Genomic DNA, 14,832 nt, shown 5'->3' on the forward strand with positions numbered 1-14,832 from the left:
AATTTGATGCCGGATGCAGCCTGTCGCTTTTACTGATAGAATATATGCGGGTGAGGCAGCGTGGGAGTAAGCGTGGAAACGGACGTGGAAACCGCACAAATCGGCATGGACGGCCATAAAATTGGTCTTCAGGTGCAGATGCTTGGCTCTTTGTCGATTTTCCGAAACGGCATTCGTCTGGAACTTCCCGCGTCACGCAAGGTGAGGGCACTCTTCGGTTACCTGGCAATTGCACCCCATGCGGTTGGACGCAGTCGCCTTTGCGAACTGCTGTGGGATGTTCCGAACGACCCACGCGGCGAATTACGCTGGTGTCTTAGCAGGATGCGCGCCATCATTGACGAACCGGATCGCCACAGAGTTGTTGCATCTGGCGACATGATTTCCCTCGATCTTTCCGGCTGTTTCGTTGATGTTGCCGAGGTCGCCTCTGCGACCGGTCAGGGCCTCGAAACGCTCGATGCGCCGCGTTTGCAGGTGCTTTCGGCGCTGTTTGCCGGCGATTTCATGGAAGGGCTGGAGATCGAGCGAAGCCTGCATTTCGAAAGCTGGCTGCTGGCCCAGCGGCGGCGCTTCAGAGGCTGTCACACTGCCGTACTGGAGCAACTGGTTTCAAGCCTGCCCGACGCATCTGACGAGGTTTTTCCGTATCTGGAAAAATGGGTAGAACATGCCCCGTTCGACACTCGTGCCCATGTGGCGCTTCTTGGTGCGCTGGCGCGGCGTGGCCGTATCGATGCATGCGACGAACACCTAGCCGCGACCGCTCGTCTGTTCGATGCCGAGGATCTTGATTTCGGCCCCGTTCGCTCTGCCTGGAAGGTCGAGCGTGATCGGCGAGGCGCAGCACCCAACCCGATTGCGGCGGTGCCCTCCGCCAATTCGCCCCCAGCGGACATATTAGCTCCTGGTAGCAGCAGCGCGTCATCGCGGCGCGCGTCGTTGGCCGTGATGCCCTTTCTCGAACAACCAGACACGAGCAGCATTCGGGGCGGACTGGCTGATGGCCTTACCCACGACATCATCACGCGGCTGGCCCGGCTGCGCGACCTTTTCGTCATAGCGCGCGGTTCCGTTTTCGCGCTTGCTGAACGCGCTATTGGCCCTGAAGACGCCGGCCGACGCCTTAATGTTGACTATGTCGCCAGCGGAACCGTTCGCCGCCGCGATGACCGTATCCTGACCACAATCGAACTGGTCGAGGTTCGCTCTGCCCGGATCGTCTGGACAGAAACCTTCGATCACGTGCTGGACGCAGCCTTCATCGTCCTCGACGAGATCGGCAACCAGATCGTGTCGTCGATCACCAGCGAAATCGAGATCGTCGAGCGTAACCGCGCCATTCTCAAACCGCCAAATTCGCTCGATGCCTGGGAGGCCTACCACCGCGGCCTATGGCATATGTATCGCTTCACTCAAACGGAAAACGAACAAGCCCAGCACTTCTTCCGCATGGCGATCCGTCTGGACCCGACCTTTGCACGCGCCTATGCTGGTCTGTCCTTCACCCATTGGCAAAATGCTTTCCAGCACTGGTCCGATGACGTGCAGGAAGCCGACTGGGCGCTTCAATCCGCCAGCCAAAGCCTCATCGTTGACGATCACAACCCGGCCTCACACTGGGCAATGGGCCGAGCTTTGTGGTTGAGGGGGCAAAACGATGAGTCGCTCGGTGAGTTGACGCGGGCTGTTGATCTCAGCCCGAATTTCGCGCTTGGCCACTACGCATTGTCTTTCGTCCATTCCCAGACGGGCGACCCGCATGCCGCTATCCGGTCGGCCGACCATTCGCGTCAACTCAGTCCGTTCGATCCATTGCTGTTCGGGATGATGGGGGCCCGCGCAATGGCCCATATCCGGCTCGGCCAGTTCGAGGAAGCTGCCGAATGGAGCCTCAAGGCAGCAGGCCGCCCCAATGCTCATGCCAATATTTTTGCGATAGCGGCCCACTCGCTCGCTCTGGCGGGACGGGTCGAGGAGGGGCGCGCTATTGCCGCCACCATCCGCAAATCGCTGCCGCACTACAATGTCGACGATTTCCTTACCTCGTTCCATTTCGCGTCCGATGATGCGAAGCTGTTTCGGCAAGGCGCGCGGCAAATCGGTTTGGACTGATGCACAGCCTGCCTCCCTTCAAAAGTCAATCGCAAGATCTACGGTCTTGACGGAGTGCAGTTCTCGGCGGCGGTATCTTTCCGGCAATATTCTGATTCTCGAAACTGAATGGTTCCTCGTTAAATGAAATCAAAATTGACGTTAACCCGGCTCGAGAGCCTGTTGTTGACCGCCTGCGACGATCTGCGCGGCAGCATGGATGCCAGTGAGTACAAGGAATACATTTTCGGCATGTTGTTCCTCAAGCGCGCCAGCGATCTGTTCGATCAGCGCCGTTTGGAAATGACCGCCGACCTCAACGCCAAAGGCATGAGTGCCGACGACATCGCCATCGAGCTGGAAGACCCAGATAACTACTCGGGCAAATACTTTTTCGTGCCTGAGCGGGCGCGTTGGAATGAGGGCTGGGAAACAGAACTTGTCGAGGATGGCGAAACCAGACTTGTGCAGCACCCAGCACTCAAGCATGTCAAGGAAAACGTCGGCACCACGCTGAACAAGGCTCTGGAAGCGATCGAGGACGCGAACCCCGACGCCCTGGAGGATGTTCTCAAGGGGATCAATTTCAACCGCAAGATCGGCCAACGCACGCTCGACGACGATACGCTCGCTGACTTCGTCCAGAATTTTGAAAAATACCGCTCCGGGACGAGCATTTTGAGTTTCCCGACCTGCTCGGCGCCGCCTATGAATGGCTGATCAAGTTCTTTGCCGATTCTGCTGGCAAGAAGGCCGGTGAATTCTATACCCCTGCCGAAGTGGTGCGTATCTGTGTCGAGATTTGCGACCCCAGGGAAGGCATGAGCGTATATGACCCGACAGTCGGTTCAGGCGGCATGCTGATCCAGACGCGGGACTATCTGCGCGAGAATAATGGTGATGCCAATGAGGTGTCGCTGAACGGCCAGGAGAAGATCGGTACCACCTGGTCGATTTGCAAGATGAACATGCTGCTGCATGGCATTTCGCATGCTGACATCCGCCAGGAAGATACGATCAAGGAGCCGCAGCACCTTGATGAGAACAATGAGCTGAGGCGCTTCGACCGGGTGCTTGCCAATCCGCCGTTCAGCCAGAACTACAGCAAGACCAATTTGAAATTTCCCGGGCGTTTCCCGGTGATGATGCCTGAAGGCGGCAAGAAAGCCGACTTGATGTTCGTGCAGCACATGCTCTCGGTGCTCAAGCACGATGGACGCCTCGCCACCGTCATGCCGCACGGGGTGCTGTTCCGGGGCGGCGAAGAGCAGGCGGCGCGCAAGCATTTCATCGAGCAGGGCTATCTCGAGGCGATCATCGGCCTGCCCAGCAATCTGTTTTATGGCACCGGCATTCCCGCCTGCATTCTGGTGATGAACAAGGCTGGCGCAAAACATTCTGATGGAAAGATCAAACGCGAACACGTCCTGTTCATCAATGCGGATCGCGAATATCGCGAAGGCAAGGCGCAGAACCATTTGCGGGCCGAGGACATCGACAAGATCATCGAAGCGTACCGATCGGGCAAGGATATCCCCGCCTATGCGCGCCGTGTACCAAAGGCGGAGATCGAGGCGGAGGACTACAATTGCAACATTCGCCGCTATGTCGATAACGCACCGCCGCCAGAGCCACAGGATGTCCGGGCGCATCTGCATGGTGGTGTGCCAATTGTTGAGGTGGACAACCTCGCGTATTTCTGGGTGAACTATCCGCAATTGCGCCAAGACTGCTTCGTGCCCCGCGACGAAGCATATTGTGACCTTGCGCCGGCTATTGGCCAAAAGCGCGATATTGCCAAGCTTGTCGCCACGCATCAAAGTGTGTTGGCCAGCCATGCGGCATTCATGCAGCAGCTCGAAGACTGGTGGCAGGCCAGTTTCCCGATTGTCGAAGCGCTTGCACCAGATCCCGAGAACCAGCACGAGCATGCGGGCAATGTCTATGTCATGCGCAGCACGATGCTGAGCAGCATCAATCAGGAACTCGCTGACCAGAAGCTGCTCACACCGTCCCAGGTGCGCGGTGCGTTTGCCAAATATGTTGACCTGCTCAAGGCCGACTTCAAATCCATCGCTGCCAGCGGCTGGAGGCCTGAGTTGATCCCGGGCGAGGATATCCTGCAAAGCCAGTTCCCCGAAGTGCTGGAAGACATGGAGAAGGCACAGGCACGATTGGGCGAGTTGCAGGCCCTTTTGCGGCGGCCGGTGAGGAAGACTTTGAAGATAGTGACGACAGCGGTGTCCTGCCTGCCGAAGAGGTTAAAAGCAAAAAGGCGGAACTTAAAACCGCCACCGCAGACTGGAAGGCTCAGCTAAAAACCATCAAGGATCTGGCCACCAACATGTTTGTCGAGCTGCAGGCGGCAGGATTGCTGCCCGCTGGTTCAAAAAAGGCCACCTATTGCAGCGAAGGTTTCACAGTCGGCAATCCGGTCTTTGACAATGGCCAGCGCATTCTCGATCTGGCCGCACAGGTGAACCACCAGTCAGACTATGCAGCGCCCCTGAGCGACGCCATTACGCTTGGCAAGCTTGGCTACCAATCGGCCCAGACCATCACCAAGGCGCTGGAGCAGCACAAGCTGCTGGAAGATGAAGTGAAGACGCTGAAGGCGACGATCAAGGCGATCGAGGGCAGGCGGGACGAACTGGTGGCCAGTGCGCGGGCAAAAATCTCGAATGACGAGGCGCGCATTGTCATTGTCGAGCGGTTGCGCAAAATCCTGATGCAGACCTATGCGGCCTATCTTCGCACCGACCAACGCGCCTGCGTCAAGGCCATCGAGAACCTTTGGTCGAAATACGCGGTGACGGCGAAGTCGATTGAAAAGGCACGGGATGAGGCCACGGCCAGGTTGCAGGGTTTTCTGGCGGAGCTCGGGTATGAGTGAGTGGAATGATTTCCAACTGTCGGAAATCGCAGACATTCGGATTAGCAATGTGGACAAGAAGGCACGGCAAGGCCAAGAGCCAGTTCGCCTATGCAACTACATGGACGTCTACTCGAATCCCTACGTTCGCGCAGAACTCGCCTTCATGGAGGCAACTGCCAGCCCGGCAGAAATAGAAAAATTCAGGGTCCTCAAAGGTGATGTCCTTATCACAAAGGACTCAGAAACCCCTTTTGACATAGGGATTTCGACCGTTGTTGTCGACGAGATTGAAAACCTCGTATGCGGGTATCATTTGGCGCGCATCAGGCCGAAGTCCTTGCTTGTCGATCCTGTCTACCTCTCCAAACTCCTCGGCACTGAAAGGAGCCAAAGATACTTCGCGCGGGTTGCGGCCGGGTCTACACGATATGGTCTTTCCAACGGAGCCATAGACAAGACCGCCGTCCGCCTACCTTCTGTTGGCCGACAGCGGTCGATCGCCACCATCCTTCAAACCATCGACCAAGCCATCGAGAAAACCGAGGCGTTGATTGAGAAGTACGGGCAGATCGAAGCGGGGATGATGCATGATTTGTTTACCCGGGGCCTCACCCCCGACGGCAAACTCCGCCCGCCCCGCGACCAAGCCCCCGAGCTTTACAAGGAAACACCTATTGGGTGGATTCCGAAAGAGTGGACGGCAAGAGATTTAAAAAGCATTCTCTTGGATGCTGGAGGCTACTTGCAAACCGGTCCATTCGGCAGCCAATTGCATGCTCATGAATATACTTCTGAAGGTGTCGAGGTAGTGATGCCTCAAGATATAAATGGGGGTCAAATATGTCTCGACCAAATTGCTCGCATTTCTAACACTCGTGCAAATACCCTTGAGAAGCACCGATTGAAAAACAAAGACATCATTGTTGCTAGAAGGGGCGATTTGAGTCGTGCTGCGGCGATAGGTGAAGACCATGTTGGTTCGATTTGCGGCACAGGGTGCTTTTTATTGCGGCTTGGCTCGAGCAGCCTAGATGCTAGATTTTTCAGTCAAATATATCGACATGATACAATCCAGCGTCAGGTAATGGGTTTGGCCGTTGGCTCTACTATGCCAAGTCTAAATAATGAAATCATGAGCAAGCTAATATTCCCGTATATGGTTACGACTGAACAAAATAGGATATCTGATAGGCTGGGACTGGTTGAGGGCAGAATCCTTGAACTAGTGGCAAATGCTGACAAGCTTAAGCTTCAAAAATCCGGCTTGATGCATGACCTTCTCACCGGCAAGGTCTCGGTCAAAGTGGACGAGGCCGCCAATGTCTGAATATACCGAGGTCGAGCAACCCTTCCTGAAGCAACTGTCGGACCTCGGCTGGACCAGCATCGACCAGGGTGCGGAGGTACCTCAAAATCCGCTCAAGAGCTTGCGGCAGAATTTTCGCCAGTGGATTTTGCCCGAAATCTTTGCCGCCGCCGTCTCACGCATCAACAAGATGGCCAAGGGCGGCGAATGGCTGACCAAGAAGCAGTTGCAGGATTTGCACGACGAGATTTCTCGCCAGCCCAACCGCACCCTGCTGGAGGCCAATGAAGCCATCCAGAAATTGCTGTTCAAGGCGCAGGTCGATGTCAACGAAGTGACGGGCGAACAAGACCCGATCGTTAAACTGATCGACTTTGCCAATCCGCAAAACAACAGTTTTCACGCCATCAACCAGTTTCGCATCGACACACCCGGCTGCGTGAAGCAGTTCATGGTTCCAGACCTTGTGCTGTTCGTGAACGGCATTCCGCTGATTGTCGTTGAATGCAAGAAGGGCGGCCCGACCTGCGCCAACCCGATGCCCGAAGCTTTTGAGCAGTTGCAGCGTTATATGAACGCCCGCAGCGCCACCAGACAGCAGGGTCTGAAAGAGGGCGAGCCACGCCTGTTCCATACCGCGATGATGCTGATCCGTAGTTGTGGGCTGGAAGCGGACTATGGCACCATCACCTCCGGCGAAGAGCATTTCTTTCCCTGGAAGACCCAGTGGCCGAATGATGATGCCACGGCCAAGGGCATGACCCAGCAAGAGCAGTTGATCAACGGCATGCTGACCAAGGCCAATTTGCTGAACATTTTGCGAACATGCTCGGTGTTCATGGACATTGATGGCGGGCCGCGCATCAAGGTGATTTGCCGCTATCAGCAGTTCCGTGCCGCCAACAAGATCGTTGAACGCCTGCGCAATGGCCACAGCGTTGCCGAGAAAAGCGGCGTCGTCTGGCACACGCAAGGATCGGGCAAGAGCCTGACCATGGTGTTCGTGGCGCGGATGCTGCGCACCTCCAAAGACCTGAACGATTACAAGATACTGCTGATCAATGACCGGATCGATCTGGAAGACCAGTTGACGGCGACTGCTGCGCTGATTGGCGGGCGCGTCAACACCATTGAAAGCGCCCAGGCGCTGCGCGCCGATCTGGCGAGCGACAGCTCGGACGTCAACATGGTCATGGTGCACAAGTTCCTGCTGCGCGACCAAAGCCTGCCGCTGACGGTGGCCGAAGCGCTGGGCACCTATCAGGCCATGCCGACCGGCCAGGTATTCGGGGTGGTGAATGCCTCGCCGCGCATCGTGCTGATGATTGATGAAGCGCACCGCACCCAGGGTTCGGATCTGGGTGACAATATTTTTGAGGCATTCCCCAATGCGGCACGGATCGCCTTCACCGGCACGCCGCTGATCACCGAACGTCATGGTGAGAAGAAGACACACAAGCGATTTGGCGAATATATCGACACCTACCGCCTGATGGACGCCGTCAACGACGGCGCTACGCTGCAAATCCTCTATGAAGGGCGCACGGCGGATTCCGCGCTCAACGACAAGCACGGCTTTGAAACCGAGTTTGAGAACCTGTTCAAGGATCGCAGCGACGAAGACCTGCTGGCCATCAAGAAGAAATACGGCGCCACCGGTGATATCCTTGAAGCTGAAGAGCGCATCAAGGCCATTGCCAAGGATATGGTCAGCCACTACTTGCAGCAAATCTTCCCCAACGGCTTCAAGGCGCAGGTGGTTTGTCATTCAAAACTGGCGGCCGTTCGTTACCAAAGCGCCATCACCAATGAGTTGAACGAGCGCGTGCAGGCGCTGAAAGCTGCGCCTGTTCCTGACCATGCGCTGATCAGGAAAGTGGAATTCCTGAAAGCTGCCGTGGTGATCTCCAGCGACGGGACCAACGAAGCCGCCTACATCACCGAGGCGCGCAAACAGGCCAAGGCCTGGAATGCGGTGGACAATTTTTGCCGGTCTTTCGATATGGACGATCCGGACAGGTCTCTCACCGGGATCGCCTTCCTGATCGTCTGCGACATGCTGATGACCGGCTTCGATGCGCCCGTTGAGCAGGTGATGTATATCGACAAGCGCATTCGCGAGCACACATTGTTGCAGGCCATCGCCCGCACAAACCGGGTCAAGAAGGGCAAGACGCGGGGCTACGTCGTCGATTATATCGGGCTGACGGAAAACCTCACCGATGCGCTGACCCTTTACGCTGCCGTTGACGAACAGCAGGAGCTTGCCCAGGGCTTAAAGAGCATCACGTCCGAAATGCCGGTTTTGGAGGAACGCTATCAACGCCTTCTGCAGATGTTTTCGGCAAACAAGGTCGCCAAGGTCGAGGCATTTGTTCAGGGCAAGCTGCCCAACCTCGAGGCTGACGCTGCTGTGGTTCATGCGGCCGTCAAGCTGCTCAAGGACGAGAAGTTGCGGGCGGATTTCGATGTCTATCTGAAGAAGTTTTTGGCGAGCATGGATATCATCCTGCCGCACCAGGCGGCGAACCCGTTCAAGGTGCCCGCCAAGCGTTTTGGTTACATCCTTCGGGTGACCAAGGAACGCTACAAGGATACAAGCTTGAACCTTGGTGATGCGGGCGAGAAGGTGAAAGACCTGATCAATGAGCATCTCATCAGCCTGGGCATCAACCCCAGGGTTCCTCCGGTTGAGTTGTTGTCCGATGACTTTATCGAAAGCCTCAATCTGCACGCCGCAGGAAATGCGGAAGCCAAGGCCAGCGAGATGGAACACGCCATTCGCAAGCATTGCACGGTGCATCACGACGAGGACCCCGCCTTTTACAAAAGCCTGTCTGAGAAAGTCGAAAACCTGCTCAACCAGCATCAAAACGACTGGATCCGATTGGCTGAAGAGCTGGAGCAACTGCGCACCGATGCCGCCGCTGGCCGGCAGGGTGGCGAGGACGGCATGAGCCGGGAAGCCACCACATTTTACGACCATGTTGCCAATCAAGCTTTTGACAACGGTATTGTGCCGCCCAAATCCAAGGCACAAATGAAGGTCGTGATGGAGGCCATCGTCGAGACCATGCAGGACAGCATTGGCAGCATCGATTTCTGGAACAATGCCGACAAGCAGAAGAAAACCCGTAGCGACATCAAGATCGCCCTGACGATGACCGGTATCGTGGAACTGAAAACCAAGCGAGAACGTATCGCGGTCGAGATCATGAAGCTGGCAAAAAACCGCCACACAGAGTTGCTCAAGGGCGCGACAGAAGGAGCATCGTGATGAACTCGCGTCGTGTTCTGGATATCGAGTATCAGCTGTTGCCTGGCACAGAACGCAGCACGACCGACATCGTCATCGAGCGCAATGGCGCAGTGGTGGTGCGCCCGCCCAAAAACCTCAGCCCGGAAAACGTCGACGCTGTGGTCGAAAGCAAACGCCTTTGGATTTACCGAAACCTGGCGGAGTGGCGCGATTTGAATGCGACCGTCGTCATCCGAGAATGGGTGAATGGCGAGACGTTTCTCTATCTGGGACGGGTATATCGACTATCGCTGATTGAGGGCCAGGAGGTGGACCTCAAGCTGAAGGAAGGCCGCTTTTGCCTTAGCCGCGATTTGATTGACAAGTCCGGCGTGAGCGCCGCAAAACGTGCCTTTGAAACCTATTACTCGGAAAACGGCCTGCGCCGCATCAAAGCCCGTGTTGCTTATTTCGCACCCAAAGTCGGCGTTAGCCCTATCTCGACGCAGGTAAGAGAACTCGGTTACCGCTGGGCTACCTGCAGCACCGAGGGCGCACTGTCGTTTCACTGGAAATGCATGATGGCTACACCCAGCGTCATCGATTACCTGGTGGTGCACGAGCTTTGCCACATGCATCACCACAATCACACAGATTCTTTTTGGAATGAAGTTGACAAAGTTCTGCCCGACTACGGTGAGCGCAAGGCCTGGCTAAGAACACACGGCGCTGCGCTGGACTTGTAAGGACCAGAATACGATGCGAGCTGTTTCCGTGGCAGCTTTTGCAAAAAATACAAAACCGATAAGCTAGTAAGCATTTGAAAAGGCTGGCGCGCCGGAGAGGATGAAACTGGGAACTCGTATGTTATTGTTTTCGCGATCCGTTTCTGAAAAATGCGCCGCTTGCCCGGACTTCAAAGAAGCAGAGCTTTTCAGCACATCCATCGGCATGTTTGGAGGGTGGTTCAGGAAAATGGCTCGAATCGTTGTCAATCCTCAATTGCTGAACGCTCTGGAGCGATACCTCGGATAGGTAGGCCTTTCACAAGGATATGGGCGGCATGTTGTACGGCTGCCTTTCTTGCACTGCTCCGAAGTCGCGCGGCTCGCCTGACATAAAATTCAGTGTCAATGGACCCGTCCGGCCGCCGAAGAATGGCGATATCAAGTTGCTGGGTCATGGTTTAATTCCTGTTTACTGACCATGCAGCGCAGCATGCGCCGGCTCCTCTGGACACGCTTGATGAGTGCCTTGCTGAATCCTTGTCTTTTCCTGATTTTTCCTTTGCCGCGATAGTGTCGTTAGCGCTTTGTGGTATCATCTTGCCATGCGCTATAAATTTGGTTCGTTCGAACTGGTCGAGGAAACCCGCGAATTACTGGAGCAGGGACGGCCGCGCACTACCGAACCGCAAGTCTTCGACCTGTTGTGCCAACTATTGCAGTCGCGTGGTCGCGTTGTCACTCAAGATGAACTAATCGCAACGGTTTGGAACCGAAATATCGTTTCCGACGCGGCAATCAGCGCTCGCATCAGTGCTGCACGAGCGGCCATAAACGACGATGGAAAACGCCAACAATGGATCAGGACGATGCCGCGTCGTGGCTTTCGCTTCGTCGGTGTGGTCGAGCAGTTCGATAGCGCCCACCCCGCTGCGATGGTCAACACCCAACCGGTGACACAGCAACAACGCGTTGCCTTTTGCCGTTCGAGCGATGGCGCACGCATTGCATATGCAACGAGCGGGCAGGGCTATCCCCTGGTAAAAGCGGGACACTGGCTCACACATCTCGAACATGACTGGCGCAGCCCGATCTGGCGGCCATTCCTTGATGCCATGAACAAGAAGTTCCGGGTTCTCCGCTATGATCAACGCGGCAATGGCTTGTCTGATTGGGATATCACGACGTTTTCGCTCGACGCCTTCGTTGACGACCTGGAAGCCGTCGTCGATGCGGCCGGTCTTGATCGCTTTGCGCTATACGGCACCTCGCAAGGTGGCCCGATTGCCCTCGCCTACGCCTGCCGTCATCCGGCGCGCGTCAGCCATCTGGTGCTTCACGGTGGCTTTGAAAAGGGGCGACTGATCCGACTGGCCGAAAGCGAGCGGGCGCAGGGCGAGGCCATTCTGACATTGATGCGCCACGGCTGGGGCAAACCCGATAGCGCCTTCATTAATGCCTTTGCCGCCATGTTCATTCCCGACGGCAGTCGGGAACAAGTTGAATCCCTGGTGGACCTGCAACGTCAGACAACGTCACCCGAAAATGCCGTCGCCATACGGTCCGCAGTGGATCGGTTCGATGTCAGCAATATGCTGGACAAGGTCGCCGCGCCGACACTAGTTATCCACGCCCGCCACGACGCTGTTCAACCACTTGATGAGGGTCGCCAACTCGCCGCGAGAATCGCCGACGCGGAATTCCTGATGCTTGAGAGCCGAAATCATGTGGTTCTGGAGCAGGAGCAAGCATGGCCGATACTCATCGAGAGACTGGGGCGTTTTATCCTCGAGAACGCAACCAGCACAGATTTTGCAAACCGGCTGCAAACCACGGATTACAGCAAGGACAAAAATACAACTAAGTCATTGAAATAATTGGCGCACCCGACAGGATTCGAACCTGTGACCTCTGCCTTCGGAGGGCAGTTCTAAAAGGTTTTCCCATGTTTTCTATGGTGCGACAATCCTTCCTAACCCTCTGAAATTACGTCCATATACCCCGACTGTCAATTACTGTTCTTTACTCGCGTATTCCCTAGTTTCCGATTTTGTGGTGAGTGTGTGGTGAGTTTTTCACCAGGGCGATTTCACATGTCGAAACTAACGAAGTCCATTGTCGATAGGGCGGAACCTCGAACCAAGCAATTCACGATATGGGATAGTGAGTTAAAAGGCTTCGGGGTTTACGTCCAGCCATCGGGGAGCCGAACATATTTTGTAGATTATCGAACCGGGGACGGTAGACGGCGTCGAATGACCATTGGGCGTCACGGCGCAATCACAACGGAACAGGCGCGCAAGCTGGCTATTGAGACAATGGGCGGCGTGGTGCTTCAGAAATCCGATCCCTTGTTAGAAAAGAGGACGCGACGGGCTTCGCTCACTGTTGCCGAACTATGCGACGCTTATGTTCTCGCGGCTGAAAAAGGGTTGATAATTGGCCGTAGTGGTCGGCCCAAAAAGGTTTCGACGCTCGCGACGGACAAGGGACGAATAGAGCGCCATATAAAGCCGCTGCTTGGAGCCAAGCTTGTTCTGGACCTGAAGCCTTCAGATATTGCGAAATTCATTCGAGACGTGACAGCGGGCAAGACAGCCATTGTCGAGAAATCGGAAAAGTTGCGCGGTAAAAGCGTTGTCCAGGGTGGGGCAGGGACGGCAAGCCGCACGGCGGGTTTATTTGGCGGGATCCTTTCTTATGCTGCCTCGGAAGGGATAATCGACAAAAACCCCGTTCATGGTGTGAAGCGTCCAAACGATAACAAGCGCCAACGGCGCTTGACTGCTGGTGAATTTAGAGCGCTTGCCAAAGTGTTAAACGAGGGTACCGAACCATGGCAATCCGTGGCCTGCATCAAGCTGCTGGCGTTTACTGGTTGCCGTCGCGGTGAAGTGGTGAGCCTGAAATGGTCTGAAGTCGATATCAAGGGTAGGGCGCTTCATCTGAGCGATACCAAAACGGGTCAGTCAGTGCGGCCTTTGGCAAATCCTGCGCTAGATGTTCTTAACGGTATCGAGCGCAAGACCGGGGCGGTTTACGTGCTGACCGGCATGCGTGATGAAACGCAACACTATGCAGGGCTCGCCGGGGCAATGGATCGGATAATGAAAGCGGCAAATCTGCAAGGCGTCACGGCTCACACATTGCGCCATAGCTTTGCGTCTGTCGGCGCTGACCTTGGTTTCAGCGATAGCACCATTGGGGCGTGTCTCGGTCATTCAGCAACCGGGATAACTTCACGCTATACACATAGGCTTGATTCGGTGCTGATCGCTGCTGCTGACAAGATTGCTTGTGAAATCGAAAATCAGATGGGCGGATAGGAGCCGTTGTAAATTGAAGTATTTGAGCTGCATCGGAAGCAGCAGAGACGCTAACCTTGCCAGTCTCCACAGCCTGAATGAGTTCTGGCGCACCTTCATCTTCAACCTTCCGGGCGCGTTGAAGACTATCAACGCTCACATTCATCATGTCGGCAGCTTGTTCTTGGGACGGCGAGCATACCGCAATTGCGGTATGCTGATTTGTGCCTCTTGGGAGTTTCGCCAACTTCGCCGCCACCATGGCGCGCTGGCTTGCTATTTTCAACTTGCGATTTGCAGATGGTGTGGAGGTATCTGCGAGTACGTAAGAACTTCGCGACGTCGCGAAGCTTGAAACCGACGCTGCTGAAATCCGCATCCGTGCCGAACGTCGCATCGGGGAACTGATGGCCGCGCAACGTGACGCGGGGTTGATGGCAACAGGCACAGCCGGAACTGGCAACGCCAATGTCACCGGTGGGTTGAAAGAAAACCCGCCGGTAGATCGCACACTCACCCTTGCCGAAGCCGGCATAGATAAGAACCTTGCAGATAGAGCGCGTCTAGCTATGCCGGGTTCATTGACTTCTGCGTCTCGAAATTGACGGGCTTCGTGAATGTCTTTGTGAGTAAGGCCGATGTCGGCGGCAGAAACCTTCTTCTGTTCTGGAAGAAGGTTTTGGTCCGCCCTTGTGGAAACTTCACCCCGTTCTTGAGCCGCGTCGTATTCATCCGCCAGCCTTCGTTTTGCCATTGCCTCGATTTCGAGAGCGTCGGCTTGGACGCGGTGAGACGCTGCAATCAGCGTGATGCAAATCAGCATACGAATCCCGAAAGCAAACTAGTCATCGCGTGTTTTGTACAAGCCCTTTCTCACTCAAGTAATCCCGCAAAATCGTCCTGATCGCTTCGGCCCGGGTGAAATGGTTCCCTACTTTTCGCTGAGCTTCAATATAGACGTCCAAATTAATATCCCGACAATCGAACAAGAGCTCTTCCAATGCAATTTGTGTGGCTTCGAAGCGCTTCATCCACGCGACAAAACCTTCTCCTGATAGATCAAGGAAGTAGCCATTTATCGATTGATCCAGCCGCACAACGATTTCGGAATTCATCGACCTGCCGCTTTCATCTGCTGCCTTCTTTATCTTTTCCCTCATGCCATCGGGGAACCGGAGGACGTATTTGTCCTGCGGCTGGAGCGGTTCTTTCGCCATCTCTTGATGCCCTTTCAGTGATTTTCCACAAGTAAGGCTAATAGCCATCATTTTTCGCTTGACGCAACAATG

11 protein-coding genes and 1 tRNA gene are annotated in these 14,832 nt (G+C 55.4%); 10 read left to right on the top strand and 2 right to left on the bottom strand.

Annotated features, from left to right (window positions below; translation table 11 throughout):
- Positions 1 to 105 precede the first annotated feature (105 nt).
- The 8 genes from AC0L7S_RS16640 to AC0L7S_RS16675 all read left to right on the top strand — a co-directional run bounded on the left by AC0L7S_RS16640 (position 106) and on the right by AC0L7S_RS16675 (position 12,115).
- Positions 106 to 2,115: a BTAD domain-containing putative transcriptional regulator gene (locus AC0L7S_RS16640; RefSeq protein ID WP_473474337.1), complete on the top strand. Its 2,010-nt coding sequence runs from the start codon at positions 106 to 108 to the stop codon at positions 2,113 to 2,115.
- 135 nt (positions 2,116 to 2,250) lie between these two features.
- Positions 2,251 to 2,814, top strand: coding sequence for a type I restriction-modification system subunit M N-terminal domain-containing protein (locus AC0L7S_RS16645; protein WP_473472029.1), 564 nt, complete (start codon positions 2,251 to 2,253; stop codon positions 2,812 to 2,814).
- Complete coding sequence (locus tag AC0L7S_RS16650) at positions 2,814 to 4,412, top strand: HsdM family class I SAM-dependent methyltransferase (RefSeq protein ID WP_473474338.1); 1,599 nt, start codon at positions 2,814 to 2,816, stop codon at positions 4,410 to 4,412. The genes AC0L7S_RS16645 and AC0L7S_RS16650 overlap by 1 nt, the downstream gene beginning before the upstream one ends.
- Positions 4,413 to 4,438: 26 nt before the next feature.
- Positions 4,439 to 4,987, top strand: a complete 549-nt coding sequence (locus AC0L7S_RS16655; RefSeq protein ID WP_473472030.1) for a hypothetical protein — start codon at positions 4,439 to 4,441, stop codon at positions 4,985 to 4,987.
- The gene (locus tag AC0L7S_RS16660) at positions 4,980 to 6,296 is read left to right on the top strand and encodes a restriction endonuclease subunit S (RefSeq protein ID WP_473472031.1); all 1,317 of its coding nucleotides are present in this window, start codon (positions 4,980 to 4,982) and stop codon (positions 6,294 to 6,296) included. Before AC0L7S_RS16655 ends, AC0L7S_RS16660 begins: the two co-directional genes overlap by 8 nt.
- Positions 6,289 to 9,552 carry a type I restriction endonuclease subunit R gene (locus AC0L7S_RS16665; protein ID WP_473472032.1) on the top strand — a complete coding sequence of 1,088 codons (3,264 nt, stop codon included), beginning with the start codon at positions 6,289 to 6,291 and terminating at the stop codon, positions 9,550 to 9,552. Before AC0L7S_RS16660 ends, AC0L7S_RS16665 begins: the two co-directional genes overlap by 8 nt.
- The gene (locus tag AC0L7S_RS16670; RefSeq protein WP_473472033.1) at positions 9,552 to 10,259 is read left to right on the top strand and encodes a M48 family metallopeptidase; all 708 of its coding nucleotides are present in this window, start codon (positions 9,552 to 9,554) and stop codon (positions 10,257 to 10,259) included. Before AC0L7S_RS16665 ends, AC0L7S_RS16670 begins: the two co-directional genes overlap by 1 nt.
- A 584-nt stretch (positions 10,260 to 10,843) precedes the next feature.
- Positions 10,844 to 12,115, top strand: a complete 1,272-nt coding sequence (locus AC0L7S_RS16675; protein WP_473472034.1) for an alpha/beta hydrolase — start codon at positions 10,844 to 10,846, stop codon at positions 12,113 to 12,115.
- A 1-nt stretch (position 12,116) separates the two neighbouring features.
- Here AC0L7S_RS16675 and AC0L7S_RS16680 read toward each other — a convergent pair.
- Positions 12,117 to 12,199 (bottom strand) — tRNA-Ser (locus AC0L7S_RS16680).
- A 132-nt stretch (positions 12,200 to 12,331) separates the two neighbouring features.
- On the opposite strand from AC0L7S_RS16680, the gene AC0L7S_RS16685 reads away from it, so the two are divergent.
- Both AC0L7S_RS16685 and AC0L7S_RS16690 read left to right on the top strand, forming a co-directional pair.
- Positions 12,332 to 13,564: a tyrosine-type recombinase/integrase gene (locus AC0L7S_RS16685; RefSeq protein ID WP_473472035.1), complete on the top strand. Its 1,233-nt coding sequence runs from the start codon at positions 12,332 to 12,334 to the stop codon at positions 13,562 to 13,564.
- Between the two features lie 386 nt (positions 13,565 to 13,950).
- On the top strand, positions 13,951 to 14,148 hold the full coding sequence (locus AC0L7S_RS16690; protein WP_473472036.1) for a hypothetical protein: 198 nt from the start codon (positions 13,951 to 13,953) through the stop codon (positions 14,146 to 14,148).
- Between the two features lie 240 nt (positions 14,149 to 14,388).
- Here the strand turns inward: AC0L7S_RS16690 and AC0L7S_RS16695 are convergent, their stop codons facing one another.
- Positions 14,389 to 14,811, bottom strand: coding sequence for an Arc family DNA-binding protein (locus AC0L7S_RS16695; protein ID WP_473472037.1), 423 nt, complete (start codon positions 14,809 to 14,811; stop codon positions 14,389 to 14,391).
- Positions 14,812 to 14,832 lie beyond the last annotated feature (21 nt).

This window comes from Mesorhizobium sp. G2-6-1 (assembly GCF_055809095.1).